Here is a 26,763-nt window from a genome sequence, read left to right as displayed (position 1 = left end):
GCATGGCCGGCAAGCGGGCGGCGGAGCTGCCGCGCAAGACGTACGAGAAGGAACTGCTGCGTCTGCAGACCGAGTTGGTCAAGATGCAGGAGTGGGTGCGGGCGACGGGCGCGCGGCTCGTGGTGGTCTTCGAGGGCCGGGACGCGGCCGGCAAGGGCGGCACGATCAAACGGGTGACCGAGCACCTCAATCCGCGGGTCGCCCGGATCGCGGCGCTGCCGAAGCCGACCGAGCGCCAGCGCACCCAGTGGTACTTCCAGCGGTACGTGGAGCATCTGCCGGCCGCCGGGGAGATCGTGCTCTTCGACCGGTCCTGGTACAACCGGGCCGGGGTCGAGCACGTGATGGGCTTCTGTACGAAGGAGGAGCACCAGCTCTTCCTGCGGCAGTGCCCGATCTTCGAGCGGATGCTGGTCGAGGCGGGCGTCCTGCTGCGCAAGTACTGGTTCTCGGTGAGCGACACCGAGCAGCAGGAGCGGTTCCGCAAGCGGCTGGAGGATCCGCTGCGGCGCTGGAAGCTGTCGCCGATGGACCTGGAGTCGATCACCCACTGGGAGGCGTACTCCCGGGCCAAGGACGAGATGCTGGTGCACACCGACATCTCCGAGGCGCCCTGGTTCACCGTGGAGAGCGACGACAAGCGCCGGGCCCGGCTGAACATGATCGCCCACCTGCTGTCGTCGGTGCCGTACACCGAAGTGCCGCCGCAGGTGCTGGAGCTGCCCGAGCGGCCGCCGTCGACCGGCTACCAGCGCACGCCACGCGATCTGCAGAGCTACGTGCCCGACCACGCGGCGACCCTCTGAGCGTCCGGTCATCGCCGTCACTCCGGCTCGGGCACGACGACGACCGGGCAGACCGAGTGGTGCAGGACGCTGTGGGCGACCCGGCCGAGACGGAGGCCGAAGGTCCGGGGACGGCGTCGGGCGCCGACGACCAGGAGAGCGGCGTCGCGGGAGGCGGCGGCGAGCACGGAGCGCGCGCGGCCCTCGACCGTGCGGGGGTGTGTCTCGACGCCCGCGGGAACGTCGCGGAGCGCAGCCTCCAGCGCCCGCGCGGCCTCCTGTTCGTGCAGCCGGGCCAGTTCTCCGGAGGTCCTGGGGAGATCGGTGGTCTCGTACACGGGGCTGCGCCAGGCCCGTACGGCGTCCAGGGGCACCCCGCGCCGTCGCGCCTCCTCGCAGGCGAAGCGCACGGCCCGCGACTGCTCGGCGTCCTCGCCGACGCCCACGACGATCCGGCCCGGCGACGGCGCCACGGCCCGGTCCTCGGGGCTGCCGCGCACGACGGCCACCGGGCAGTGCGCGCGGCCGGCGAGCGCGAGGCTCACGGAGCCGAGCAGGGCCTCGGCGAGACCGCTGCGGCCCCGGGTGCCCGTCACCAGGAGGGCGGCCGCCCGGCTCTCGCGGACCAGCGCGTACTCGGGCTCCTCGGCGACCACGCCGGTGGACACCGTCACCTCGGGCTGCCGGTGCCGGGCGTTGCGGGCCGCGGTGTGCACGACGGCCTCGGCCATGATCTCCTCGGACGGCCGGTCCGGGTCGTCGGCGGGACGGGTGCCCTCGTACCGCTCCCAGAGCGAGGCGTACACCAGACGCAGCGGCAGCCCGCGCAGCACGGCCTCGTCCGCCGCCCAGCCGACGGCGCGCAGGCTCGGCTCGGACCCGTCGACGCCGACCACGATCGGCAGGACCGGACGCGTCTCCATGATCTGCACCTCCTATGGTGAGGGTCCCTCAGGCAGGCGGTCCGCGCGCGGGGGCCGGTGCCATCGTGGGGTGCGGAAGCGGCCCGGGGCAGGGGCCGGTGGTCCCGGGCGAGGGCCCGACGGCCCCTGCCGCTCCCCGGCGGTGGCGTGCTCCGGCCCCGGCCGGCGTCGGACGGTCCGCTCGTGGCCGGGGGCGTCGGGAGCGCAGGGGCACGGGGCCGGTCGGCCCCGCCGGAGGACCGGGTGGCCCATGGCCGGGAGAGGACCCGGGCGGGACGCTGTCCGTGCGATGTCCGCAGCCCACGGGAGGCACGCCATGGTCACCACCTCCGCGCCCGGCATCCTCCGCGCGCTGCCGGCCGGACACCGGGAGCGGCTCATGACCGCCGCGCGTGAGGTGTCCGTCGCGCAGGGCACCCGGCTGTTCGAGGAGGGCGGCCGGGCCGACCGGTTCTGGATCGTCCGCACCGGCTCGGTCGACCTCGACCTGCACGTGCCCGGCCGTCGGGCGGCCGTCATCGAGACCCTCCGGCACAACGAACTGGTCGGCTGGTCGTGGCTGTTCAGCCCGCACGTGTGGCACTTGGGCGCGGAGGCGACGACCCCGGTGCGGGCCTACGAGTTCGACGCCCCGGCCGTCCGCGCGATGTGCGAGGAGGATCCGGCCCTCGGCAGCGCCGTCGCCCGGTGGGTGGGTGACGTCCTGGCCCACCGGCTGTGCTGCGCGCGCACCCGGCTGCTCGACCTGTACGCGCCGTACGGCGCCGGTACCCACGTCTGAGCACCCCTGGGGAGGGCCGGTCGGCCTGCTGCGTCCGGATCCGGCGCGCGATGATCGTCGTGACGCGCGGACCCGCGGCCTGTCCGCCACCGCGGAGCAGGCGGTCGTCATGGCCGCGACACGCACGTTCACGGAACGGGACCCGGTCCGCGTCTTCCTGCTCGACGACCACGAGGTCGTACGACGCGGCATCGCCGGCGAGCGGCGAACGTTCGGTGAGGTGACCGCGCCGGGCCGCGGCTCTCGCGCTACGGTCCCTCGGCCGCCACGCCCAGTTCGGCCGCCGCGCGCACCGCGAACCAGACCTCGGTGAAGGCGGCGGTCGTGGTCAGGTCACGGCCGGTCACCTCGCCGAAGCGGCGCAGCCGGTAGCCGAGGGTGTTGGGGTGGATGTGCAGGGCCGCGGCGGCGTCCTCGGTGCGCCGGTCGCGTTCCATCCAGGTGCGGACGGAGACCAGCAGCTGCGACCCGTGCGCCCGGTCGTAGCGCAGGACCTCGCCGAGGACCTGCTCGACGAGGGCGGCCAGCAGCCGGCGGTCCTCGGGCAGCCAGCGCCCGGTGGCGTCCTCGCCGTAGTGGACGAAGGGCCGGCCGGCCTCCGCGGCCCGGCCCGCCGCCCACTCCGCCTCCTGCCGGGCGACCCGCAGCGGCTCGCCGACGGCGAAGGGCCGGCTGACTCCGCACACCGCGCCGGGCAGGTCGGCCAGGGCCTCGGTGAAGCCGGGTTCGGCGAGCACCAGCCGGTCCTCGCCGCGGCGCAGGGTCAGGTGCGGGTGGTCGGAGAGGGCGAGGCCCAACTGCTCGTCCGGGGTGCCGCGGACCACGGCGAGCACGACCGGCCGCTGCGCGTCCAGACCGTGGTGGGCCAGACGGCGCTGGGCGCCGGCCGGGTCCAGGGTGTCCTGGAGCATCTCGGCCAGGGTCTCGGCGCCCTCGCGGCGGAGCACCTCGCGTTCCTGGCGGAGCATGGCGAGCCGCAGGGCGGCGACGGTGGCCAGGTGCTGCACGACGGCCAGTCCGGCGGGGCGGGCGCCGGACCGCTCCAGGGCGACCAGCCAGCCGGCCGCGCCGCCCGGGCCGAGCACCGGGAGGACGAAGCCGCCCGGCACGGTCGGCGGGGCGTCCGGGTCCGCGGGGAGCACCGAGAGGTCCTCCGGCGCGGCGACGCCGGGCAGCAGGGGGCGGCCCTGGGTGGTGCACAGGAGGATCCGGTAGCCGCTGAGCTGTTCCAGGCGGTCGAAGAGCGCGGGGATGTCGAGGTTCTCCTCGGCCATCCAGCGCAGGGCTCCGAAGACCTGGAGCTGGGCGCCGAGCCGATCGGCGGACTTCTCGCTGACGGCGGCGGCGACCTCCTGTGCGATGGTGACGAAGGGAACGGTCAGCGGGACCTCAAGCACCGGGAAGCCGCGCTCCTCCGCCGCGGCGAGGAAGGCCTGGCGCAGCGCGGGGGTGCGCAGCCGGGTGCTGAGGACCAGCGCGGCCACGCCCGCGTCGTCGAGCCGCTCCAGGTAGCGCCGCTGGGCCTCGCCCGCCCGGGGCACGGCGAGTCCGACGGTCATGAGGACCTCCGATCCCGCCAGCCACGGAGTGGGGTCCTCCAGTTCACTGACGTGCGCCCAGGAGACCGCACGGCCCAGGCCTGAGGCTCCCGCGAGCAGTCGCATCTGCAACGCGGGGAAGGACAGCAGATCGCGCACGGTGAGGACGGACGGGGCGGTGGCCTCGGGGCGGCCTTTGTGGTCGGACACAAGGAGACTGTAGTTCTTCGTGGACTCGACAATTGACCACGCGGGCCGCCGCTTCGCAGACTGAGCCATCCCCCGCTACCGGAACCGTTCACTCCGCGTACGGGATCCGTTCACCCCCGGCGTCCCCGACCGGGTTCGACAGGAAGGTGCCGGATGACGACCGAGCCACGTGGACCCGTGGACTCCTCCCGCGTGCCGCGCTACGCGGGCCCCGCGACCTTCGCCCGGCTGCCGCGGCTGGACGAGGTGGAGCGCGCGGACATCGCCGTCGTCGGCGTTCCCTTCGACACCGGCGTCTCCTACCGGCCCGGCGCCCGGTTCGCCCCGGCCGCCGTGCGCGAGGCGTCCCGGCTGCTGCGCCCGTACAACCCGGCGCTGGACGTGTCGCCGTTCGCGACGGCCCAGGTCGCCGACGCCGGCGACATCCCGGTGAACCCGTTCGACATCAACGAGGCGATCGAGACCGTCCAGGCGGAGGCCTCACGCCTCCAGGCGGACGGTACGAAGCTGGTCACCGTCGGCGGCGACCACACCATCGCGCTGCCGCTGCTGCGCGCGGTCGCCGAGCGGCACGGCCCGGTCGCGGTGCTCCACTTCGACGCGCACCTGGACACCTGGGACACCTACTTCGGCGCCGAGTACACCCACGGCACGCCGTTCCGCCGCGCCGTCGAGGAGGGCATCGTCGACACCGAGGCGCTCAGCCACGTCGGCACCCGCGGCCCCCTGTACGGCAGGCGGGACCTGGAGGAGGACCGCCGCCTCGGGTTCGGCATCGTCACCTCCTCCGACGTGCTGCGGCGCGGCGTCGACGAGACCGTGGACGCCCTGCGGCAGCGCATCGGCGACCGACCGCTCTACGTGTCCGTGGACATCGACGTCCTGGACCCCGCACACGCTCCCGGCACGGGCACCCCCGAGGCCGGCGGCATGACCTCGCGCGAGCTGCTGGAGATCCTTCGCGGCCTGGCGGGACTCCATCTGGTCGGCGGCGACATCGTCGAGGTGGCTCCCGCCTACGACCACGCGGACATCACCTCCTTCGCCGCGTCGCATGTCGCCTACGACCTGATCAGCCTGTTGACCCTGGACCCCGCCGTCCCCCGCGAGGAGCGCAGATGACCACCAGCCCCCACGGCGAGCAGCACGACGCCCCGGCGCTGACCGAGATCGAGACCTACGGCGTCGAGCGCATCCCCGACGCCGACCGCACCGCCCGCCCGCTGGACCTGTTCCGGGTCGCCTTCGGCGGTGCGAACACCTTCGCCACCTGCGTCCTCGGCGCCTTCCCCATCCTCTTCGGCCTGTCCTTCTGGCAGGGCCTGGCGGCCACCGGCCTCGGCCTGGCCGTGGGCGCGCTGATCCTCGCGCCGCTGGCCGTGTTCGGCCCGCTGAACGGCACCAACAACTCGGTCTCCTCGTCCGCGCACCTCGGCGTGCACGGCCGGGTCGTCGGCTCCTTCCTCTCCCTGCTGACCGCGGTCGCGTTCTTCTCGATCTCCGTGTGGTCCTCCGGCGACGCCCTCGTGGGCGGCGCGCACCGGATGTTCCACCTGCCGACCAACGAGGGGGTGTACGCGCTCGCGTACGGGCTGTTCGCGGCACTCGTGCTGACGGTGTGCGTCTACGGCTTCCGGTTCATGCTCTTCGTGAACAAGATCGCGGTCGCCGCCGCCTCGCTGCTCTTCGTCCTCGGCCTCTTCGCGTTCGGCGGCGACTTCGACGCCGGCTACCAGGGCAGCTTCCACTCGCTGAGCACGCCCGGCTTCTGGCCGGCGTTCATCGGCTCGGCGCTGATCGTGCTCTCCAACCCGGTCTCCTTCGGTGCCTTCCTCGGCGACTGGGCGCGCTACATCCCCGCCGACACCCCGCGCCGCCGGGTGATGGGCGCGGCCTTCCTCTCCCAGATCGCGACGATCCTGCCGTTCTTCTTCGGCCTGGCGACCGCCTCGATCATCGCCGCGAAGGCGGGGAACTTCCTCGACCCGAGCGCCCCGGACTACGTCGGCGGTCTGCTGGCGGTCTCGCCCTCCTGGTACTTCCTGCCGGTGTGCCTGCTGGCGCTGATCGGCGGCATGTCCACCGGCACCACCTCGCTCTACGGCACCGGCCTGGACTTCGCCAGCGTGTTCCCGCGGTTCGGCCGGGTGCAGGCCACCGTGTTCATCGGCGTCCTGTCGATCTCCTTCATCTTCGTCGGCCGGTTCGCCGCGAACCTCACCCAGTCCATCTCCACCTTCGCGACGCTGATCATCGTCTGCACCGCGCCGTGGATGGTCATCATGACCCTGGGCTTCCTCACCCGCCGCGGCTGGTACGACCCGGACTCGCTGCAGGTCTTCAACCGCCGCCAGCGGGGCGGACGGTACTGGTTCACGCACGGCTGGAACTGGCGCGGCATGGCCGCCTGGCTGGCCTCGGCCCTGCTGGCCGTGCAGTTCGTCAACCTGCCCGGTCAGTTCGTCGGCACCCTGGGCGACCTCGCGGGCGGCGTGGACATCTCACTGCCGGTCGGTCTCGGCCTGGCCGCGGTGAGCTACCTGGCGCTGCTGTGGCTCTTCCCGGAGCCGCGCGCCGTCTTCGGTCCCGAGGGCCCGCGGCTGGTGCGCGCCGTCGACACTCCGGTGCCGCCGATCACCTCGGCCGACGGCGCGCCGGTCGCCGCCCCCGAGCCGGCGGAGGTGTGAGCGGATGCGCCTGATCGACCTGTCCGTGCCGCTGCGCACCGGCATGCCCGTCTACCCCGGTGACCCGGAGGTGGACATCCGTCCCGCGCTCACCGCCGCCGAGGACGGCGTCAACGTCCTCCACGTGCGGATGGGTTCGCAGTCCGGCACCCACGTGGACGCCCCCTCCCACATCGAGGACGGGCTGTCCGCGCTGGACCAGCTGCCGCTGGACCGCTTCGACGGCGCCGCGCACGTCGTGGACGTCCGGGGCCTGGCGCCCCGGACGGCGATCGGCGCGGACCGGTTCGCCGGCGTCCCGGAGGGCCGGATCGTGCTGATCGCGACCGGCTGGTCCGCGCACTGGGGCACCGACGCCTACCACGGCCACCCGTACCTCACCGAGGAGGCGGCCGAGCTGCTGGTCGCCCGTGGTGTGCGCACCGTCGGCATCGACGCGCTGAGCGTCGATCCCACTCCCGGCGAGACGCTGCCCGCGCACCGCGTGCTGTGCCGCGCCGACGCCGTCATCGCCGAGAACCTCACCAACCTGGCCGAGGTCCTCGACGCCCGGCGGGCCGGCCACGACGTGCACGTCAGCCTCTTTCCCCTGCACCTGCCCGGCGCGGACGGCGCACCCGTACGCGCCGTCGCCAAGATCACGGAGCCGCAGCCATGACGAACGACCACGACGCCGTCCTCGCGGCGGCCGACGCCCTCGTCGCCGCGTTCGCCGGAGGCCGTACGGAGGACTACTTCGACGCCTTCTCGGCCGACGCCAGCTTCGTCTTCCACACCGCCGACCGGCGGCTGGACTCCACCGACGAGTACCGGGCCCTGTGGCGGAAATGGAGCGAGGAGGACGGCTTCCGGGTCCTGGCCTGCGAGTCGGCTGACCGGCGGGTGCAGCTCCTCGGCGACACCGCCGTGTTCACGCACGCGGTGACCACCCGGGTGGCCACGCACGCCGGGGAGGAGACGGTCCGCGAGCGCGAGACCGTCGTCTTCCACCGCACCGGCGGCGGCTGGCGGGCCGTCCACGAGCACCTGTCGCCGGACTCCGCCGCCGCGACCGCCTGACCCACCGGCGGCGGACCACCTCGGGCCGACTCCGTACAGCAGGTTGCCGACGAGCCCCGCGGCGAAGTCGTCGGTGACGGGCTCGTCGGGGATGAGCAGGCGGTGGCAGACGGCTCCCCAGAGCTGGTCGACGAGGATCTGCACGTCGGTGCCGGTACGGATCTGGCCCAGCTCCTGGGCGCGGAGCAGGCGTTCTCCCGCCGGCCGGCGCCGCTGCGAGGAGTACAGCCTGCGGTAGGCGGTTGCTCCCTCGCGGACGACCTGGTGAGATTCACCTCCGCGTTCAGGGCGCCGCTGCCGACGGGCGCGGGTGTCCAGGTGGTCCTCGACGGCGCGGAGTCGTCGTCTGCCGCGGTGACCGGGGCGGCTCCATGCCCGCCGGCGGCTCGGTCCTCCAGGGCACCGGGAGCGCGGCCGCCCGGCTCGCCGGGCACGCCGGGGCGGGCAGCCGGCCGACACTGCGGAAGACGGTCCGGGACGCCTCGGGCGACCAGGTCCGGCTCGGTCCCGACGACAGCGTCGTCAGCGCGGCCCCGACCCTGGTCGAAGACGGGCGGATCCACATCGACGCCGCCACCGAGGGCACCCTCGACCCGCTCGACCTCTCCTTCGGTTTCGCCTGGTCCCACGTGCGCCAGCCGCGCACCCCGGCGGGCGTCGACGCTCGCGGCCGGCTGCTCCCGGTCACCGTCGACGGCCGGCAGCCCGGTGTCAGCGAGGGCTGCACGCTCGCCGAGGCCGCCCGGTTCATGCGCTCGCTCGGCGCGGTGCAGGCGCTCAGCCTGGACGGCGGCGGCTCCAGCGCCATGGCCGTCGACGGCAGCCTCGTCAACGTCGCGTCGGACGCCACCGGCGAGCGTGCCGTCGGCGAGACGGTCCAGGTCCTGCCGCGCACCGGACGCGGCTGACCGCCCGCGCGCGGCGCGGCCGCTGTGCCGTGCCACCGCCATGGCGGGTGCGACCGGCACGGAGAAGGGCCCGTCCGTGAGCGGACGGGCCCTTCGAGGGGCTCCGGGTCCCGCGCAAGACCCGGCGGAGCCGGTCCGGTCACGGCTTCCCGGCCGTCGGCAGGCCGAGCGTGAACACCGCGCCGCCCTCCGGGCCCCGGGCCCGGGCGGTCAGGGTGCCGTCCAGCCGGGTCGCCAGGCGGTGCGCGATGGCGAGGCCGAGACCGGTGCCGACCGGACGCAGCCCCCGGTACCGCTCGTGCAGGGCACCGCGTTCGAACACCACGGGCAGGTCGTCCTGCGTCAGGCCCGGCCCTCCGTCGCGCACTTCGATCTCGGCGCCGTCGTCGCGCACCCGGAGGGCGAGCACGACGGGAGCGCCCGCCGGAGTGAGCCGCAGGGCGTTGGCGAGCAGGCAGTCCGTCAGCTGCCGGACCCGGAAGCCGTCGGTGCGCACCGGCACGGGCCGCCCGGCACGCTCCAGCCGGAACTCCACGTCGTGCCGCGCGCACCGCTCCCGCCAGACCGCCGCGGCCTCGCCCACGAGCACATCGAGGTCGGTGTCGGTCAGGTCGAGCCGGAAGTCGTCGGCTTCGAGCGCCGCCAGGTCGAGGAGGTCGGCGAGGAAGCGGTCGAGGCGCCGGGCCTCGGCCTGCAGGACGCGCGCCGCCCCGGGCAGCCGCGCGGCCGGCACCACGTCGTCGGCGAGGGCTTCCGCGTAGCCGAGGACGCTGGTCAGCGGGGTGCGGATCTCGTGCGACACGGACAGCAGGAAGTCCCGCTGCCGGCGCTCCCCGTGCGCCAGCGCCGCGTCGAGGACGCCGAGGGCGCGGCCGAGTTCGACCGCCTCGGCGGGTCCGGGCGCCGCCGCCGGGTCGGGATCGGTCACGCCTCGTTGTCCCGCGGCGAGCCGGGCGGCGACGTTCACGGCGTGCCCGAGCGGCCGGGCCAGGCGCCGGGCCAGCAGGACGCCGGCCGCGACCGCGCCCGCCAGTCCCGCGCCGAGCGGGAGGAGCAGGTCCCGGCGCATCCGGGCGGCCGCCGCGTCGACGTCGGTGAGCGGCCTGGTGAGAACCACCGCGCCGCCCCGGCGGGCCGGGACGCCCTCGACGAGCACCTCGGTGCCCTGGAGTTCACCGGTCGACGCCAGGGTCCTGCCGGACAGCAGCACGTCCCGTTGCGGGGTGCCGAGCGCGGGTGCCGCGGGACCGCTGACGACACCCGCCGCGTCGACGACGGCGATCTCGACGCCGTTGGCGCCCGCGATCCGCTGCTCCCCCTCGTACAGGAGGGCCGACAGGGCGGGCACCCGGCTGAGCACCCTGGCCTGCCGGGCGAGCTGGTCGCGTTCCTGGGCCTCGGCGGTGCCCCGCAGGGTGTGCCAGGCGACCAGGCCGGTCAGCAGGACGGCGACCGTGGTCACGGCTCCGGCCAGCAGGACGAGTTCGCCGGCCAGGCCCGTCCTGCGGCGTGTCCGGCCGGTGGCGCGGGACCTGGTCATCCGGCCGGGTCCGTGGCGCCGTACCCCACCCCGCGCACCGTGCGGATCGGGCTCGCCTCGCCGAGTTTGCCGCGCAGCTGGGACACGTAGACGTCGACCACGCGCGGATCGCGGTACGCCGACTCCTCGCCCCACACCCGCGCCAGCAGCTCGCGCCGGGTGAAGACACGACCGCGCCGGTCCAGGAGGTGGACGAGCAGGTTGAACTCGGTCGCGGTCAGTTCGATCTCCGTGCCGTCCCGGTGCACGGTGCGGCGGGCCGTGTCGACGCGCAGGGCGCCGGCCACGTGCGTACGGCCGCCGGGCGCGCCCTTCCCGCGGCGCAGCACGGTGTTCACCCGGGCGACGAGCTCGCCCGGGGAGAAGGGTTTCGTGATGTAGTCGTCGGCGCCGAGTTCCAGGCCGAGGATGCGGTCCGCCTCGTCGGCGCGCGCGGTGACCATCAGGACGGGGGTCCAGTCGTCGCGGTCCCGCAGCCGCCGGCAGAAGGTCACGCCGTCCAGTCCGGGCAGGGCCACGTCGAGCACCACGGCCACCGGGCGGAGGCGGACGACGGCCTCGAAGCCGCGCAGGCCGTCGGTCTCCACGCGGGTGTCGAAGCCGTTGCGGGCCAGGTACAGCTCCTGGAGTGCGGCGATGTTCGGATCGTCCTCGACGATCAGCACGAGTCCGCCGCCGGTGTTCATGCCCGCCTCCGTCCGCCGCTCGGTCGCCTGACCCGCACGTCCGGGCCCGCAGCGATCCTAAGCAGCGCGGACGGCGGGCCGCCGCCCCGGCCGGGTCCGCCGGAGCGCCCTAACAGTCCCCTAACACCGGGCCAATGATCCTCTCGTGCTCGGCGGGTGATGATCGGGCCCACTCCAGGGCGGCCTGCCCGCGGCCGGGTGCGGGGTCGGCGTGCGCCGCTCCACGGCCCGGTCGCGGCCGGCGCCCCTCCTCGACCTCGGGAAGCAGGCATGCGACTCACCCCGACCACCGTGACACCCGTGAAGGACGCCGGGCCGCCCGGGCGCGGCCTGCTGTACGGCCTGGGCCGTGCCTGCGCCCGCCGCCCCTGGCGGGTGATCGGTGTGTGGCTCCTCGTGCTGCTCGCCGCGGTGGCCGCCGACCGCGCCTGGGGCGGCTCCTACGCCGACGACTTCGACCTGTCCGGCACCCCGTCCCGCACCGGCTCCGACCTGCTGAACGCCCACGGCGCGGCGGGCTCGCGCGGAGTGGCCGCGCAGATCGTCGTGCGCTCCGACGCCGGACCGCTCGCCACGCACCGCGACACGCTGGCGGCGACCGGGCGGCGGCTCGCCACGCTGCCCAACGTGATCTCGGTCGCGACACCGCTCGACACGGCGGGCGCGGTCACGGACGACGGCGGCACCGGCTACTACACCGTCCGGTTCCGGGAGAACCCCGCGCAGTTCGCGAAGACGTACGTCGGCCGGGTCGACACCGCCGTGCGCGCGCTGCGGGCCGACGACGTCACCGTGGAGTACGGCGGCCCGCTCGGCCAGCTGGCCCGCCCGGCCGCGGCGGACCGGGCGTCGGAGGCCATCGGCATCGGAACGGCGGTGCTGGTCCTCCTGCTCGGCTTCGGGAGCGTGGCGGCGGCCGGTTTCCCGCTGCTCACCGCGGTCGTCGGGCTGCTCGCCGGGCTGAGTGTCCTCGGGCTGCTGGCGGCCGGATACGCGTTCGCGGCGGCCTCGCCGACGCTGGCGACGATGATGGGGCTGGGCGTCGGCCTGGACTACTCCCTGTTCCTCGTCACCCGGCACCGCAAGCTGCTGCACTCCGCCGAGGGGCCCGTCGAGGCGGCGGCGCGGACCGTCGCCACCAGCGGGCGGGCCGTGCTGGTGGCCGCGCTGACCGTCACCGCGGCACTCGCCGGACTCTTCGCCTCCGGGGTGGATTTCATCGGCATGCTCGGTGTCGCCGCCGGCACCACCGTGCTGGTCGGCGCGCTGGCCGCGCTCACGCTGACCCCGGCGCTGCTGGGGCTTGCCGGGCGGCGGATCGACCGCTGGCACGTCCGCAGCCCTGTGGACGAACCCGATGACAGCGACGACATATGGCACCGTTGGGCCGCGACGGTCCGCCGGCGCCCGTGGACGTTCCTGCTGCTGGGCCTCGTGGTGCTGGGCGTGCTCGGCGCGCCCGCCGCCGCGCTGCGGCTCGGGCACGTCGACGCGGGTGCCTCGCCGGTGTCGTACACCGAGCGGCGCGCCTACGACCTGGTCGCGGAGGGCTTCGGGCCGGGTGCCGACGGACCGCTGACCGTGGTCGTCACCCTCGACAAGGACCACCGCACGACCGGCGCGCGGCGCGACGCGCTGGCCCGCGCCCTGCGCGACGCGCTCACCGCCACCCCCGGGGTGGCCGCCGTCACGCCGCCGACGGCCACCGCGGACGGCGCGCTGCTCGTGTCGACGGTCACGCCGGACACCGGGCCGCAGGCGCGGGCGACCACCGCCCTGGTGCACCGGCTGGAGGACGACGTGCTGCCCGGCGTCCTGTCCGCCGAGGGCGCCACCGGCTACCTGACCGGAACCACCGCCGCCCAGCAGGACTTCCGGGACATCCTGGCCGACCGGCTGCCCGTGGTCGTCGGTGTCGTCGTCGCGGCCGCCTTCGTGCTGCTCCTCGCGGTGTTCCGCAGCCCGCTGGTGGCACTCAAGGCCGCGGTGCTGAACCTGCTGTCGATCACCGCCTCCTTCGGTGTGGTGGTCGCGGTCTTCCCATGGGGCTGGGGCACACGGCTGTTCGGCATCGACGAGGCCGTACCGGTGGAGTCGTACGTGCCGATGATGATGTTCGCGATCGTCTTCGGTCTGTCCATGGACTACGAGATCTTCCTGCTGTCCCGGGTGCGGGAGACCTGGCTGGAGACGCGCGACACCACCGCAGTGTGGCCGTCGGGCTGGCCGGTACCGCGCGGGTCATCACCTGTGCCGCGCTGATCATGACCAGCGTGTTCCTCGCCTTCCTGCTGTCGACCAGTGTCGTCATCAAGATGCTGGCGCTGGGGCTGGGCGTCAGCGTGGTCCTGGACGCCACCGTGGTACGGCTGTTGCTGGTACCGGCCGCCATGTACCTGCTCGGCGAGGCGAACTGGTGGATCCCGCGATGGCTGGACCGGCTGCTGCCACGCCTGGATCCGGAGGGTTCGCGGGGCCCGGCGGAGCGCACGGACGCTGCCGTGCCGTCGGGGCCGGTGATCCGGTGACGGCTCGCACGGGCGGTACGGCCTCACGGCCCGTCCGCGGGGCGAACCCGGGGCGGTCCCCTGCACCCGGGCCGCGCCGGCGTCCGCGCGGCCGACGGCTCCTGGTGTCCGCCGTGGCCGTGGCGGCGCTGCTCGCCACCACCGGGGAACTCGTCGCGCGCGGGGTGGTCGACGGGCGGATCTCCGGCCGGCTGCGGGCCCGGATCGGCGTCAACCAGGTGCATCTAGGCGGGTCCGCGCTGCTGGGGCTGGCCCGGGGCCGGTTCGACCGGGTGCGGGTCACGGGCTCGGACGCCCGGATCGGCCGGATCGACGGGGCCTCGGTGGACCTCCGGCTGACGGACGTGGTGGTGCGCGGCGCGCCGCGCGTCGGACGGCTGCGCGGCGAGATCACGGTGCCGGCCGACGCCGTCGCACGGTCCCTGGAGCGGGACGCGCGGGGCCCGGCTGTCTCCGGGGTCACCGCCGACCCGGCGCACGGCACCCTGGTGATCTCGGTGGGGGGCGGCCTGGGCACGGTCACGGTCCGGCCGTCGCTCCAGGACGGCCGGACGGCGTTCGAGCTCGTGGACGCCCGCGTCCTGGGGCGGCCCGCGCCCGCGGGGGTCGCCACCGCTGTCGAGGAGGCGTTGCGCGAGCGGTCGGCGCGGCAGCCCGGCCCCGGCCCGGTGGAGGTGACCGCGCTGGAGGTCACCTCGGCGGGACTGGTGGGCACGGTCCGCGCCGACGACGTGGTCCTCGGCAGGACCGCGGACTGAGGAGCCGCGTGGCGCACCGCCCGAAGCCGGGCGGGCACGCGGCGCGTTCACGGCAGGGCCGCTCCCCGGCTTCCTTGCTTAACAGCGTTTTAAAGACGCCTTAAGCGTCCCTGGACTGCCTGCACTTCATCAAGTACACGCAGCTCAGGGCCATTTGGGCACTTCACGTTCCGGTTGGCGGGAGCAACCGGCGGGGCTATGGTCGGGGCTCACCGGTGGGGCGCGACGCGATCGTGAGAGCGCTCTCACGGGAGGTTCCCCGACGACCGGCGCGCGTGTCCGTGCCCTCAGACGGACCGCACCCTCCGGTACCCCGCCCCCACACCCGAGGAGCCCCGCACATGCCCCGTCACCAGCGCGACCTCACCCGCCGCAAGATGCTCATCGCCCTCGGGGGCGTGGCCGTCGCGGCTCCGGCGGTCGCGGCCGTCGCCCCGCACGCGCTCGCGGACCAGGCCACGGGCGGCACCGCGGCCGCCTCCGGCGCGCTCCCCGTCACCGTCGTCAACCGCACCGGGTCGTTCGACAACGCGTCCGTGCACCTGTACGTCGTCGGCAACCTGGACGGCAAGCAGGTCCGGCTCACGCCCGACGGGCAGCTCGCGCCGGTCGCGCTGTCCGACAACGGCGCCGACGGTTTCACCGACTACGCCATCCCGCTCTCAGGCAGCGGCGACACCGCGCTGTCCCTGCCCTACATGTCAGGCCGCATCTACGTGGCGCTCGGTGACAAGCTCAAGTTCAAGGCCGTGACCGACGGCGCGGGCAACCCGGCCCTCCAGTACCCGGCCGGGTGGGTCGAGTCGGACCCCAGCCACGAAGTGCTGCACGACTGCGCCGAGTTCACGCACAACGCGTCCGGGATGTTCTGCAACACCACGATGGTCGACATGTTCAGCGTGCCGATGAGCATCCGGCTCACCGGCGAGAAGGACCAGACGACGGGGACACTGCGGCCGGGCGGCCGGGCGGCGGCCTTCGCGGCCGTGCGCGGGGTCGAGGAGTTCGCGAAGCTGGTCGTGGACGACACCCGGATCATCGCGCCGGGGCACGGTCTGGACGCGGGCCTCTTCTCGCCGAGCTACTTCGACCCGTACATCGACGAGGTGTGGACCACCTTCACCGGCAGGGATCTCAGGATCACCACGAACGCGGGGACGTTCACCGGACGGGTGCGAGCCGACCGGTTCGTCTTCGACGGGCCCGCGCCGGTGTCCTTCGCGAGGCCGTCCACCCGCGACGTGCTGTTCTGCGACGGCGCCCTGGCCGCGCCCAACGACGGCACCACCGGACCCGTCGCGGCGGTGCTCGGCGCCGGCTTCAACCGGTCGACGCTGCTCACCGCCACCGACCAGCCGGCCACCGACTCCGCCTCCTTCTACCAGGGCGGCACGACCAACCACTACGCGCAGGCGATCCACGCGGCGACCGAGGACGGCAAGGCCTACGGGTTCGCCTTCGACGACGTGGCGGACTTCGCCTCCTACGTCCAGGACACGGCGCCGACGGGCTTCACGCTGACGCTGACCGCTTTCTGACCGCGTTCTGACCGTGTCCCGACCGCGGACCCTCAGGTACTTGCGGTGATCCTGCCGAGTTCGTCCAGCAGTTCGCGCAGCAGAGGCACCATGTCGGTCTCCTCGGCCGCCGTGATCCACCGCGCGAAGCCGACCTTGAAGACGGCCACCGCGGCCTCGGCCGCCAGGGTCGCGGTGGGCTCCGGCAGACCGCGACCGCGCAGCGCCTCGGCCAGGGCCGCCACCAGCGTGGCGAGCTTGATCAGTTCGCGTTCCCTGAGTTCGGCGTGGGCGGCGACCACGGCCTGGCGGCGCAGGACGTACGCGTGACGGCCGGCGAACAGCGTGGCCGCCGCCTCCAGTCCGGCACCGAGCACGTCGGGCAGTGGCGCGGCGGGCGGCGCCTGCGCGACGGCGGTCACGAACAGGTCCTGCAGCGGGGAGCCCGCGAAGAGGACCTCGCGCTTGTCGGCGTAGTGCCGGAAGAAGGTCCGTTCGGTGAGGCCCGCCTGCCGGGCGATCTGCGCGACGGTCGTCCGCTCGTACCCCTGCTCCCCGTAGAGCTGCAACGCCGCTTCCGCCAGGCGCTCGCGCGCGTTCGGCTCCCATCTGCCCATGGCGGAATCCTACGTGATGACAGTGACTGACATCGAGTGCTACGGTCGATGTCAGTCACTGTCATCGACTTTGAGGGTTCTCCCATGCGTGTTTTTGTGACGGGTGCCTCCGGCTGGCTCGGTTCCGCCGTCGTGCCCGAACTGCTCGACGCCGGGCACCAGGTGGTCGGTCTGGCCCGCTCGGACGCCTCCGCGGCGGCGCTCACCGGCGCCGGGGCCGAGGTCGTCCGGGGCACCGTCGACGATCTCGACGTGCTGCGCGCGGCGGCCGCCGCGTCCGACGGCGTGATCCATCTGGCTTTCAAGCACGACATCGCCTTCAGCGGCGACTTCCGCGGGGCGGCCGAGGCGGACCGCCGGGCGGCGGACGCGTTCGGCGAGGTGCTGGCCGGTTCGGACCGGCCCTTCGTGCTCGCCTCGGGGCTGCTCGGCCTGGCCCCGGGACGGACGGCCACCGAGCGGGACATGCCGGCGCTGGACGACTCACCGGTCTCCGAGCGGCAGGCCACCGCGATGGCGGTCCTGGAACGGGCCTCGCGTGGCGTGCGCTCCTCGGTGGTACGGCTCGCGCCCACCTGCCACGGCGAGGGCGACAGGGGATTCATGGCGGCGCTGGTCGGGATCGCCCGGGAGCGGGGCGCCTCCGGTTACGTCGGCGACGGCGCGAACCGGTGGCCCGCCGCGCACCGCCTCGACATCGGCCGGCTGTTCCGGCTGGCCGTGGAGAAGGCACCGGCCGGTTCGGTCCTGCACGGCGCGGGCGAGGAGGGCATCGCGATCCGTGACGTCGCCGAGGTGATCGGCCGCCATCTGGGCGTGCCGGTCGTCTCCGTCCCGCCCGCCGACGCTCCCGCGCACTTCACCTGGCTGGGCGGCCTCATCGGCATGGACAGCCCGGCCTCCAGCACGGCCACCCGCGAACTGCTCGACTGGCGGCCCTCCCACCCGGGGCTCCTGGAGGACCTGGACAAGGGCCACTACTTCGGCCCCGCGGCCTGAACCGAACGCCGGCCGCCCTCGGCGCGGGGACAGGCGACCGGTGATTCCCGGCAGGCGATGAGGAAGGTGAGGTCCTCACCCTCACCGTGCCGGTTCGCCTGAGGGGCCCGGCACGGCCGGGGCGACGGCCCGGCGCGGGTCGGCGGCGCGCCCGTACGGGAACGCACCGACGGTCCGCTCGGCTTCCGACGGAGGGACCCGGCGACGGGTTTCCCCGGCCGCGCCGGGCAGGGCGCTCTCAGCCGTCGGAGTACGGCGCCGCCCCGGAGAGCGTCCGGCCGCCGGACGCCCTCCACCCGGTCACGGCCCACCCGTGCGGGCCTCGTGTCACCTGCGCCAGAACAGGTGGTGCGTCACGCCGCTCCGGCTGGGTACGACCTCCAGGTGGAAGCGGTCGAGGAGTTCCTCCGGGGACTCCCAGAGCCGCAGACCGGTTCCGAATTTCACCGGCGAGACGGCCACGTGCAGGGTGTCGACCAGGTCGGCTTCCAGGAACTGCCGGATCGTGGAGACTCCGCCGCCGAGCCGGACGTCCTTGCCCTGCGCGGCCTCCCGCGCCTGGGCGAGGACCGTGGCCGCGTCGCCGTCGACGAAGTGGAACGTGGTGTCGGACAGCGTGAGCGACGGACGCCCGTGGTGGGTCATGACGAACACCGGCGTGTGGAACGGCGGCTCCTCCTCCCACCAGCCCTGCCATTCGAGGTCCGGCCACGGCCCGCGCTGGGGCCCGAACTTGTTGCGGCCCATGATCTCGGCGCCGATGTTGCGGGCGAAGTCGCGGGTGAAGTAGTCGTCCAGGCCCCGGCTCCCGCCGGGATCCGCGCGCATGGGCCAGCTCGCCGTGGCGCCCGCCCAGGAGAACAGTCTCTCGGCGCCGTCGAGGCCGAAGGGGCGCTCCAGGGTCTGGTGCTCGCCGGCGGCGACCCCGTCGCTCGAAACGCAGAAGTTCATGACCTTCAGTAGTTGTTCCACGTGTCTCCTCGTCAGGTCCTGTCACGTCGTCGTGCGGCAGGCCGCCGCACACCCTGATGTCGAACGGGACGCGGCCGGATCGACATCACCCCGAAAACTTCGTTCCCGGCCCGGCGGCGAGCCGCGGCGGCACGGGCGGGGTCCGCCGCGGCCGCCGGACCACCGGGTAGGGGTGCCGTCGGCCGCCAGGTAGGGTGCGGAGGTGGAACGGATCTTGGTGGTGGGTGTGACCGGCGCGGGCAAGTCCACGCTGGCGCGCGCGCTGAGCGGCCGCCTGGGTGTGCCGTACCACGAGATGGACGCCCTGTACTACAACGGTCCGCAGTGGGCGACCAACGCCCGTCTGGCCGAGGACGTCGCCCGCCTCACCGACGGGCGGCGCTGGATCATCGACTCGCTCGGTTACCCCGAGGTCAGGGACCTGCTCTGGGACCGGGCCGACACGGTGATCTGGCTGGACTACCGTCGACGCCACATCATGCCGCGCGTCCTGCGCCGGTCCCTGCGCCGCACCATCACCCGCGAGGTCGTCTTCGGCGGCAACCTAGAGACGTGGGCGGGCTGGCTGCACCGCGACCACCCCGCGTGGTGGGCCTGGTCGCAGTACGCGCCCCGGGCCCGCGAGATCGAGCGCCGGCTCCACGACCCGCGCTTCGCGCCGCTGCGCACCCTCCGCTTCCGCCGCCCCCAGGACACCACCGCCTGGCTCACCGGCCTCTGACCCGGCACGCCCGGCGGGGGTGCCCCGTGGTCCGCGCCGAGGACCGGCCGCCCCGCGGACCGCGGTCAGTCCTGTGTCTCCTCGCGCGGCTCGTCCTCGCTCGGCAGGCCCTCCGGACGGCGGCCGTGCGGCTGCTGGGGCTCGGGGCGCACGGAGCAGGGCGTGACCTCCCGGTCCACGGGCTTGTCGACGGTCACGGTCACCGGCTGCCCGAAGTGCAGCACGGTCAGCGGTTCACCCTCCACCAGCCGGTAGCGCGCCCGGTCCCGTTCGACGTCGACCTTCAGCCGCCGCCCGCGCGTCTGCACGGTGAAGGCGATCCTGGACAGCGCCTCGGGCAGCCGGGGAGCGAACCCGAGCAGACCCGGCTTCCCCTCGTCGTCGAGGTGCCGCCGCAGGCCGCCGAAGCCGCCGACCAGCGCGAGCCAGGTCCCGGCGAGGGACGCGATGTGCAGCCCGTCGCGGGTGTTGTGCTCCAGGTCGTCGAGGTCCATCAGCGCGGCCTCGGTGAGGTAGGCGTAGGCCAGCCGCAGGTGTCCGGTCTCGGCCGCGAGCACCGCCTGGCAGCACGCCGACAGGGAGGAGTCACGGACGGTCAGCGCCTCGTAGTAGGCGAAGTTGCGCACCTTCTCGTCGTCGGTGAAGGCGTACGGGCACTCCAGCATCGCCAGGACCACGTCGGCCTGTTTCACCACCTGCTTGCGGTACAGGTCGAAGTAGGGGTAGTGCAGGAGGAGGGGGTAGTTCTCGGGCGGGGTGGCGTCGAAGTCCCAGTGCTGGAAGGTGGTGAACCCGGCCGACTGCTCGTGCACACCGAGGGTCTCGTTGTACGGCTGTGCCATGCGGGCCGCGGCCTCGCGCCAGCCGGCGGTCTCCTCGTCGTCGACGCCGAGTTCCTCGGCCCGGTCCGGATAGCGGGCGGCCACGTCGGCGGCGGCCCGCAGGTTCTGGCGGGCCATCAGATTGGTGTACAGGTTGTCCCGCGCGATCGCGCTGTACTCGTCGGGTCCGGTGACGCCGTCGATGTGGAAGACGCCGTCGGCGTCGTGGTGGCCGAGGCGGCGCCACAGCCGGGCGGTGTCCACGAGGAGGTCAAGGCCCTCGTTGCGTTCGAACTCCACGTCCCCGGTGACCAGGACGTAGCGGACGCCGGCCATGGCGATGTCCGCGTTGATGTGGAAGGCGGCGGTCCCGGCCGGCCAGTAGGCGGACGACTCCGAGCCGTCGATCGTCCGCCACGGGAACATCGCGCCCGCCAGGTTCAGCTCGCGGGCGCGTTCCCGCGCCGCCGGCAGCATCCGGTGCCGCCAGCGCAGCGCCGACGCGACGGCCTCCGGCGCGGTGAACGTGAGGACCGGCAGCACGTAGGACTCGGTGTCCCAGAAGGAGTGTCCGTCGTACCCGGTGCCGGTCAGTCCCTTGGCGGGGATCGCCCGGTTCTCGCCGCGGGCGGCCGCCTGGAGCACGTGGAAGAGCGCGAACCGCACGGCCTGCTGGATCTGCGCGTCGCCCTCCACCTCGACGTCCGCTCCGGCCCAGAACTCGTCGAGATAGGCGCGCTGGTCCGCCACCAGGCCGTCCCAGCCGGCGCTGACCGCGGCCGCCACCGCGCCGTCCACCTGGTCGCGCACGGCGGACTGGGAGCGCTCGCCCGACCAGCCGTAGGCCACGAACTTGAACAGCCGCAGGGGCTGTCCGGGGGTCAGGTCGGCGGTCACCGTCAGGCGGCTGACATCGGGTTCGCTCTGCGCGGTCCAGCGGGTGCTGTCCGGGCCTTCGACGATGTGGTCGGCGGCCGCTCCCACCCGCAGTGCGCTGCGGTCGGTGCAGTGCAGCAGCCGCAGCCGGGTGCCCTGGGCGAAGCTCTCCTCCGGCGTCAGCGGCGACTCGATGGCCGCGGCGACCCGCGGATCGCCCTGGAGGTTCGGCAGTTGTTCGTTGGCGACGAGTTCCGACTGGACGGCCACCGTGGCCGGTCCGTCCTCGGGCTCGACCTCGTACACGATCGCGGCCACCGCGCGCTGGGTGAAGGACACCAGCCGCCGTGAGGTGATGCGCACGGTCCGGCCGCCGGGCGACATCCAGCGGGCGGTACGGCTGAGCACGCCGGTGCGGAAGTCCAGCACCCGCTCGTGCTCCAGCAGCCGCCCGTAGCGCAGGTCGCACGGGTGGTCGTCGACCAGCAGCCGGATGATCTTGCCGTCGGTGATGTTGATCATCGTCTGGCCGGACTCGGGATACCCGTAGCCGGCCTCCGCGTACGGCAGCGGATGCCGCTCGAACACGCCGTTGAGGTAGGCGCCGGGCAGTCCGTGGGGTTCGCCCTCGTCCAGGTTGCCGCGCCATCCGATGTGCCCGTTGGAGAGGGCGAACACCGACTCGCTCTGGGCGAGCAGGTCCAGGTTCAGCTCGCTCTCCCGCAGGCACCAGGGTTCCACGGTGAAACTTGGATGGGTGATCACCGCGACTCCAGACCTCGGCCGTCCATGGGTTCGTCGCCGCCGAGGCTAGGCCGTGCCCGGGGCCCGCGCTCCACACGCGCCGCCCGGCGCGCCGGAAGGCACCCGCTCGGTCGAGAGGGGCGGGGCGCCGGGCGGGTCCGCCGCCGCTGCCGCCCCGCCGGCCGCGCGCTCAGCCGATCTTGCGCGCTCTGACCCCGTCGGCCTCGAAGTCGTAGACGGTCCGGTTGATCCGCAGGCCGTCGACGGCACCGATCCACATGTAGTCCCGGCCCTTGGCCACCGCGACGGAGTAGGCGGTCGGCTCCGGGCCGCCGTCGTTCAGCGCGGCCTTCAGACCCGCGAAGGAGCACGGGGTGCTCAGGGTGCAGCCGGTCGCGGTCCCCGCGGCGCCGGTCAGGTGCCAGGAACCGGTCGTGGTGGCGTCGAGGTAGGGGCTCCACCGGCCCACCGTCGGGGAGGGGGCCGGTGTCCACACCATCGACGCGTACGTGGTGCCGGGCGCCGCGGCGAGGTTCGGGTTGATCTCGAACGTGAGGTTCGGCATGTTCCCGGCGCCGCCGTACGCGACGTTCTCGCCGGTCTGGAAGACGTGGAAGCCGACCCGGTCCAGGCCGAGCACCCGGTTCCCGTAGAAGTCGACCTCGTTGCCGAAGGATGCCTTCTCCGCGGGCGGGGTCAGCGAGGTGGAGCGGTCCGCCACCGCCAGCCCGAGGCTCCCCTCGCCGTAGGGCGGCCCCGCCTGGGAGCCGTGTACGCCGATCGGGCCGAACGGACCGCTGCGCAGCGCCGCGACGGGGGAACCGATGGTGTTGCGGGTGATGACGCCCCAGTGGTCGCCGCTCACCGTCTTGCGGGCGGGGGCGGCGGACGCCGGTCCCGGGAGGATCGAGGCGGCCAGCGCCAGCAGGGCCGTCGCCCCGAGTGCCCCTGTGCGCTTCCTGCCGAAGCGAGCGTTCACGCCCACTCCTTTCGTGGTCGGACGAGAGCGGGACGGCCGCGTGGCCGGTCCCGCCTGGCGTCGCCACGCTAGGAACGCGCCGGGACGGAAAGACGATGACCCACCTGTCGTACCGGATATGTGAGCCCTACGGCGGAACGGCGTTGGTCCAACCGCGCCCCTCGGCCGGGTTCAGCCGTCGTCGGCGACCCGGATGACGGTCCGGCCTGCGACGCGCTCTCGCGGGGCGAAGGCGTCGACCGCCTCGGCCAGCGACCGGACCGCCCCGACCCGTACCCGCAGCCGTCCGTCCCCGAGCCGCTGGGCCAGGTCCGCCAGGCGGGCCCGGTCGGGTTCCACGACGAAGAACACCGCCCGGCCCGACTCGGGCCGGACCCTGGGCGGCTCCGCGATCGAGACGAGCGTGCCACCCGCCCGGACCAGCGCGGCGGAACGGTCCAGGACGTCACCGCCGATCACGTCGAACACCACGTCGACCTCGCCCGCGTCGCCGGGCCGGTCCGTGTCGAGGTCGAGGAACGTGTGCGCGCCGAGCGCGAGGACGGTGTCCCGGTCGGCGGCCCGGCCGGTGCCGATCACCCGGGTTCCGGCCTCCCGCGCCAGCTGCACCGCGAGCGAGCCCACACCTCCCGCGGCACCGTGCACCAGGACGGTCTGCCCGGTGGCGATCCGGGCGTGGTCGAACAGGCCCTGCCAGGCGGTCAGTCCGGAGATCGGCAGCACGGCCGCCACCGTGTGGTCGATGTCCGCGGGCAGCGGGGCGAGGTTGCGGGCCTCCACGGCGACGTACTCGGCCAGCGAACCGTCGCGGGCCCAGTCGGTCAGGCCAAAAACGCGCTGACCGACCGTGAGTCCGGTGGTCCCGTAGCCGAGTTCCGCCACCACGCCGGAGACCTCGTGCCCCGGCACGCTGGGTGTCCGGTCGCGCCCGGCGCGGTCCGTCCACGTTCCGGGCCAGGCGAGCTCGCCCCGGGTGAATCCGGCGGCATGCACCCGCACGACGACGTCGTTCTCGGCCGCGTGCGGATACGGCAGGTCGGTGAGTGCCAACCCGCGGGTCCCGGCGTCGCGGTCGGTGACGGTGAGGGCTTGCATCGGTGTTCCTCCCTCTGCTGTGCGATCGGCCCCTCCAGCCGCTCCGCGCACGGGACGTCGTGTGTCCGCCGTGCGCCGGTCAGGCGGTGAAGGCCTGGTCGCTGTCGCGGTGGGTGCCCCATCCGTGCCAGCGGTCGACCTCGATCCAGGCGCTGAAGCGGGTGCGGACCCGGTCGGGATACGGCCTGCCCGTGTACTGGACGGCGATGCGGTCGATGTCGGCCAGCCCCCGGTCCTCGATCAGCTCGACCGCCCGGCCGACGACGGTGACATGGGTGTACCAGTCGGCGCCGTCGAGCACGGTGAGCGTCACGCGCGGGTCGCGGCGCAGGTGCTTCAGGCGGACCCGGCCTTCGTCCAGGCTGATCAGGACACGGCCGTCCACCCAGAGGTACCAGGTGGCGGCGGACACCGGGGTTCCGTCCGAGCGCAGGGTGGCCATGACGGCCGGGTTGGGGCGGCGCAGGAACTCCTGGGCCCCGGGGGGCAGCGGCGGCCTGGACATCTGGGTGCCTCCTCGGGCGGTGGGCCGGCTGTCGGCGGGGCGGCAGCTTGCATCGGTCGATCACGGGCGACAAGGGGCTCCTGTTGTCAGGCTCCTGGCTGCATCGTCGCCACTGCGGTGGCTCGCCGCCACTCGACGACGGCGGACCGCCACGCGGACTCGCACCTGCCGCGCCCCCCCCCCCCCCTGGCGGCCGTGCACCGCCGGCAGTCCGCACGGCGGCGGCGACCCGGCCCGGCCCGGACTGACTCAGCCACTGGCAGGGGTCCTCCGGGGGCACTTGTTCACCCATGTGAACATCAGGCACATGGGTGTACACGCTCCGGACCGGCATGCCACACTCCTTCAACTTCCGTGCACCACAGTCGAGTTGGAGAGGCAGGCAGTCATGTCCATCTCCCGCCGGGCCGTGCTGGCCACCGCAGGCGGCGCCACGGCCGCCTTCGCCGCCGCCCCGCTGCCCGCGTACGCCGAGGCCGGGCGCGTGCCGGCCGCCACCACGCGGATCCTCAGGGCCGCCGCCGACTACGCGGCCGAGAAGGTCCGCGCGGTGGCACCGGGCGTCACCGGTTTCCCCGTCTCGACCAAGTTCGAGAAGTGGACCTACTCCCAGAACGGCGACTGGGTCGGCGGGTTCTGGCCCGGCACACTGTGGATGTGCTGGCTGCACACCGGGGACGACCGGTTCCGCGCCCTCGCCCTCGACTCCGCCCGCGAACTCGCGCCCCGCCGCACCGACACCACCACCCACGACCTCGGCTTCCTCTTCACTCCGTCCTGGGTCACCGCCTGGCGCCTGACCGGAGACGACGAGTGGCGCGCCGGCGCCGTCCAGGCGGCCGGCTCGCTCAGCCGGCGCTACAACCCGCGCGGCCGGTTCCTGCGCGCCTGGGGCGCGCTCGACGAATCCGCCAACGCCGGGCGCATCATCATCGACACGATGATGAACCTCGACCTGCTCGTCTTCGCCACCGAGCAGACCGGCGACCCCTCCTACCGCGACATCGCCGTCGCGCACGCCGAGACGGCCCAGCGTCTCTTCCCGCGCGCCGACGGCTCCACCCCGCACGTCTGGGACCTCGACCCGGCCACCGGCGCGCCCATCGGCCCCAACACCGTGCAGGGCTACAGCGCGACCTCCTGCTGGTCACGCGGGCAGGCGTGGGGGATCTACGGCTTCACCACCCTCTACCGCCGTACCGCCGACGCCCGGTTCCTCACCACCGCGACGCGGCTCGCCGACTACGCCATCGGCGTGCTCACCCCTGATCACGTGCCCGTCTGGGACTACCGGGCGCCGCAGCACCCCTACGACATCAAGGACGCGTCCGCCGGAGCCGTGACGGCCTGCGGGCTCCTCGACCTGGCCGCCGCGACCGGCCGGGAGAAGTACCGCACGACCGCGCTGCGGATGCTGACCGCGCTCGCGGAGACCTGTCTGACCAGGGCCTCCAGCCGGGCGGACGCCGTCGTCGCCCGGTGCACCCGCAACCGCCCCGCCGAGGACGGCATCGAGGTGTCCCTCCCCTACGCCGACTATTACCTGCTCGAAGGCATCAACCGGGTGCTGCATCCCGAGGCCCTGGACCGCGCCATCGGCCTCACCACGGCCTGACCGCGACGCCGGCGGACCGGGCGGCACCGGCCGGCCGCCGGCAGTTCAGTGGGTGTTACATGGACCCCCGTGCCGGCCGCCGACGAGTGGTGAGATGATCACACCATGGGGACGGAAGAACTCGTTCGGCGCCGGACGCGCCGAGCCGTCACGCCGGCCACCGGCGTCCCAGACCTCCGAGAGGACCTTCCGCACCCCGAAAGGGGAAGAACCGTGTCCGTGTTCCAGCGCATCCTCGTCGCCGTCGATCCCAGCCCCGCGCGCCTGTCCGCCGTACGGCTGGCCGGCGACCTGGCGAAGCTCGCGAACGCCGAGGTCCGCGTCGTGCACGTCATCGCCTCCGCCGCGTCCGTCGCGGCGATCGTCCCGCTGGAGGAGGACGCCGAGGCCCAGGCCGTTCTCGACGAGGCGCTCACCGCCCTCCGGGACACCGGCGTCAAGGCCGAGGGCACCCTCCTGCGGGGCCTGACCACGCAGGTCGCGGCCGCCATCTCGGAGACCGCCGAGGAGTTCGGCGCCGACCTCATCGTGCTGAGCCCGCACCACCGCAGCGCCGCGCAGGCGCTGTTCGACCCGCGGGTCAGCGACGCCGTCGCGCACCGCACCCACACCGCGATCCTGCTCGCCCCGGAGGTCCAGGACCAGGACTGACCGCGTTCCTGGCCCGGGGCCGTCGCCGGACCTCCGGGTCCGCGGCGGCCCCGTCGCTCCGCCGCCCTCGGGCGCGGGCGGACGCCGTCGCCCGGCGGCGGCGCGAACGGGTTACGGCGGTTGCCCGGGGCCTCGCGCCGCCCGACGTGGCCGGCCTCCTGGAGGCGGCTCACGGCATGGTCGGACACCGCTGCCGCCCGGCGCCGGAACCGTCCGAGGACGGGTGCCGCGCCGGGCGGCGCGCTCCG

23 protein-coding genes and 3 pseudogenes are annotated in these 26,763 nt (G+C 74.1%); 15 read left to right on the top strand and 11 right to left on the bottom strand.

All coding sequences use genetic code 11. From position 1 onward, the window contains the following. Window positions 1-2: 2 nt before the first annotated feature. Complete coding sequence (ppk2, locus tag ACIRQ9_RS17370) at window positions 3-806, top strand: polyphosphate kinase 2 (protein WP_404173332.1); 804 nt, start codon at window positions 3-5, stop codon at window positions 804-806. A 17-nt stretch (window positions 807-823) separates the two neighbouring features. Here ppk2 and ACIRQ9_RS17365 read toward each other — a convergent pair whose 3' ends face one another. Further along, window positions 824-1,708 (bottom strand): universal stress protein, encoded by an 885-nt coding sequence (locus ACIRQ9_RS17365; protein WP_404173329.1) that lies wholly within the window; start codon window positions 1,706-1,708, stop codon window positions 824-826. Between the two features lie 316 nt (window positions 1,709-2,024). Here ACIRQ9_RS17365 and ACIRQ9_RS17360 point away from each other — a divergent pair, with 316 nt between their 5' ends. Together ACIRQ9_RS17360 and ACIRQ9_RS17355 are read left to right on the top strand one after the other, a co-directional pair. Then, the gene (locus tag ACIRQ9_RS17360; protein ID WP_404173326.1) at window positions 2,025-2,489 is read left to right on the top strand and encodes a cyclic nucleotide-binding domain-containing protein; all 465 of its coding nucleotides are present in this window, start codon (window positions 2,025-2,027) and stop codon (window positions 2,487-2,489) included. Between the two features lie 109 nt (window positions 2,490-2,598). Continuing rightward, window positions 2,599-2,682, top strand: a pseudogene (locus ACIRQ9_RS17355) (DNA-binding response regulator); the annotation flags it as partial. Window positions 2,683-2,737: 55 nt separating this feature from the next. On the opposite strand, the gene ACIRQ9_RS17350 reads toward ACIRQ9_RS17355, so the two are convergent. Further along, the gene (locus ACIRQ9_RS17350; RefSeq protein WP_404173323.1) at window positions 2,738-4,237 is read right to left on the bottom strand and encodes a PucR family transcriptional regulator; all 1,500 of its coding nucleotides are present in this window, start codon (window positions 4,235-4,237) and stop codon (window positions 2,738-2,740) included. Window positions 4,238-4,390: 153 nt separating this feature from the next. On the opposite strand from ACIRQ9_RS17350, the gene speB reads away from it, so the two are divergent. The 4 genes from speB to ACIRQ9_RS17330 are packed head-to-tail and all read left to right on the top strand — an operon-like array spanning window position 4,391 to window position 7,983. Beyond that, complete coding sequence (gene speB / locus ACIRQ9_RS17345) at window positions 4,391-5,359, top strand: agmatinase (protein ID WP_404173320.1); 969 nt, start codon at window positions 4,391-4,393, stop codon at window positions 5,357-5,359. Next, window positions 5,356-6,924: a purine-cytosine permease family protein gene (locus ACIRQ9_RS17340; protein WP_404173317.1), complete on the top strand. Its 1,569-nt coding sequence runs from the start codon at window positions 5,356-5,358 to the stop codon at window positions 6,922-6,924. The genes speB and ACIRQ9_RS17340 overlap by 4 nt, the downstream gene beginning before the upstream one ends. Window positions 6,925-6,928: 4 nt before the next feature. Next, window positions 6,929-7,582 (top strand): cyclase family protein, encoded by a 654-nt coding sequence (locus ACIRQ9_RS17335; RefSeq protein WP_404173314.1) that lies wholly within the window; start codon window positions 6,929-6,931, stop codon window positions 7,580-7,582. Then, window positions 7,579-7,983, top strand: coding sequence for a nuclear transport factor 2 family protein (locus ACIRQ9_RS17330; protein ID WP_404173311.1), 405 nt, complete (start codon window positions 7,579-7,581; stop codon window positions 7,981-7,983). Before ACIRQ9_RS17335 ends, ACIRQ9_RS17330 begins: the two co-directional genes overlap by 4 nt. 105 nt (window positions 7,984-8,088) lie before the next feature. On the opposite strand, the pseudogene ACIRQ9_RS17325 reads toward ACIRQ9_RS17330, so the two are convergent. Then, a pseudogene (locus tag ACIRQ9_RS17325) lies at window positions 8,089-8,442 on the bottom strand (hypothetical protein); the annotation flags it as partial. On the opposite strand from ACIRQ9_RS17325, the gene ACIRQ9_RS17320 reads away from it, so the two are divergent. Then, entirely contained in the window at window positions 8,355-8,891 is a 537-nt protein-coding gene (locus tag ACIRQ9_RS17320) for a phosphodiester glycosidase family protein (RefSeq protein ID WP_404173308.1), read from the top strand. The pseudogene ACIRQ9_RS17325 and the gene ACIRQ9_RS17320 overlap by 88 nt on opposite strands. Window positions 8,892-9,030: 139 nt before the next feature. Here the strand turns inward: ACIRQ9_RS17320 and ACIRQ9_RS17315 are convergent, their stop codons facing one another. Together ACIRQ9_RS17315 and ACIRQ9_RS17310 are read right to left on the bottom strand one after the other, a co-directional pair. After that, complete coding sequence (locus tag ACIRQ9_RS17315; RefSeq protein WP_404173305.1) at window positions 9,031-10,431, bottom strand: sensor histidine kinase; 1,401 nt, start codon at window positions 10,429-10,431, stop codon at window positions 9,031-9,033. Next, complete coding sequence (locus ACIRQ9_RS17310) at window positions 10,428-11,117, bottom strand: response regulator transcription factor (protein ID WP_404173302.1); 690 nt, start codon at window positions 11,115-11,117, stop codon at window positions 10,428-10,430. Before ACIRQ9_RS17310 ends, ACIRQ9_RS17315 begins: the two co-directional genes overlap by 4 nt. Window positions 11,118-11,276: 159 nt before the next feature. Between ACIRQ9_RS17310 and ACIRQ9_RS17305 the strand changes: the two are divergent. From ACIRQ9_RS17305 to ACIRQ9_RS17295, 3 genes and pseudogenes are all read left to right on the top strand, one after another. Next, window positions 11,277-13,645 (top strand): annotated as a pseudogene (locus tag ACIRQ9_RS17305) (MMPL family transporter). 113 nt (window positions 13,646-13,758) lie between these two features. Beyond that, window positions 13,759-14,403, top strand: coding sequence for a DUF2993 domain-containing protein (locus ACIRQ9_RS17300; RefSeq protein WP_404173299.1), 645 nt, complete (start codon window positions 13,759-13,761; stop codon window positions 14,401-14,403). A gap of 341 nt (window positions 14,404-14,744) precedes the next feature. Next, window positions 14,745-15,941 (top strand): glycoside hydrolase family 64 protein, encoded by a 1,197-nt coding sequence (locus ACIRQ9_RS17295; protein ID WP_404173296.1) that lies wholly within the window; start codon window positions 14,745-14,747, stop codon window positions 15,939-15,941. 32 nt (window positions 15,942-15,973) lie between these two features. Here the strand turns inward: ACIRQ9_RS17295 and ACIRQ9_RS17290 are convergent, their stop codons facing one another. After that, complete coding sequence (locus tag ACIRQ9_RS17290) at window positions 15,974-16,537, bottom strand: TetR/AcrR family transcriptional regulator (RefSeq protein ID WP_404173293.1); 564 nt, start codon at window positions 16,535-16,537, stop codon at window positions 15,974-15,976. Between the two features lie 84 nt (window positions 16,538-16,621). Between ACIRQ9_RS17290 and ACIRQ9_RS17285 the strand changes: the two genes are divergently transcribed. After that, a complete protein-coding gene (locus tag ACIRQ9_RS17285) occupies window positions 16,622-17,536 on the top strand; it encodes an SDR family oxidoreductase (RefSeq protein WP_404173290.1) in 915 nt (304 codons plus the stop codon). 327 nt (window positions 17,537-17,863) lie between these two features. On the opposite strand, the gene ACIRQ9_RS17280 is transcribed toward ACIRQ9_RS17285, so the two are convergent. Then, window positions 17,864-18,508 carry a dihydrofolate reductase family protein gene (locus tag ACIRQ9_RS17280; RefSeq protein WP_404173288.1) on the bottom strand — a complete coding sequence of 215 codons (645 nt, stop codon included), beginning with the start codon at window positions 18,506-18,508 and terminating at the stop codon, window positions 17,864-17,866. 202 nt (window positions 18,509-18,710) lie between these two features. On the opposite strand from ACIRQ9_RS17280, the gene ACIRQ9_RS17275 reads away from it, so the two are divergent. Next, entirely contained in the window at window positions 18,711-19,229 is a 519-nt protein-coding gene (locus tag ACIRQ9_RS17275; RefSeq protein ID WP_404173285.1) for an adenylate kinase, read from the top strand. A gap of 65 nt (window positions 19,230-19,294) precedes the next feature. On the opposite strand, the gene ACIRQ9_RS17270 is transcribed toward ACIRQ9_RS17275, so the two are convergent. From ACIRQ9_RS17270 to ACIRQ9_RS17255, 4 genes are all read right to left on the bottom strand, one after another. Further along, window positions 19,295-21,691: a glycoside hydrolase family 65 protein gene (locus tag ACIRQ9_RS17270; protein WP_404173282.1), complete on the bottom strand. Its 2,397-nt coding sequence runs from the start codon at window positions 21,689-21,691 to the stop codon at window positions 19,295-19,297. A 169-nt stretch (window positions 21,692-21,860) separates the two neighbouring features. After that, window positions 21,861-22,649, bottom strand: a complete 789-nt coding sequence (locus ACIRQ9_RS17265) for a hypothetical protein (protein ID WP_404173280.1) — start codon at window positions 22,647-22,649, stop codon at window positions 21,861-21,863. Between the two features lie 171 nt (window positions 22,650-22,820). Beyond that, on the bottom strand, window positions 22,821-23,744 hold the full coding sequence (locus ACIRQ9_RS17260; protein WP_404173277.1) for an NADP-dependent oxidoreductase: 924 nt from the start codon (window positions 23,742-23,744) through the stop codon (window positions 22,821-22,823). 79 nt (window positions 23,745-23,823) lie between these two features. Then, window positions 23,824-24,249, bottom strand: a complete 426-nt coding sequence (locus ACIRQ9_RS17255) for a PPOX class F420-dependent oxidoreductase (protein WP_404173273.1) — start codon at window positions 24,247-24,249, stop codon at window positions 23,824-23,826. A gap of 388 nt (window positions 24,250-24,637) precedes the next feature. Between ACIRQ9_RS17255 and ACIRQ9_RS17250 the strand changes: the two genes are divergently transcribed. Then, a complete protein-coding gene (locus tag ACIRQ9_RS17250) occupies window positions 24,638-25,864 on the top strand; it encodes a glycoside hydrolase family 88 protein (RefSeq protein ID WP_404173268.1) in 1,227 nt (408 codons plus the stop codon). A 213-nt stretch (window positions 25,865-26,077) separates the two neighbouring features. Next, window positions 26,078-26,515, top strand: a complete 438-nt coding sequence (locus tag ACIRQ9_RS17245) for a universal stress protein (protein WP_404173265.1) — start codon at window positions 26,078-26,080, stop codon at window positions 26,513-26,515. Window positions 26,516-26,763 lie beyond the last annotated feature (248 nt).

The sequence above is a fragment of the Streptomyces sp. NPDC101237 genome, from assembly GCF_044767465.1.
Lineage (GTDB): Bacteria > Actinomycetota > Actinomycetes > Streptomycetales > Streptomycetaceae > Streptomyces > Streptomyces gramineus.
Note: the sequence above shows the minus strand (reverse complement) of the source record. Positions and strands in the feature narration are given on the sequence as shown.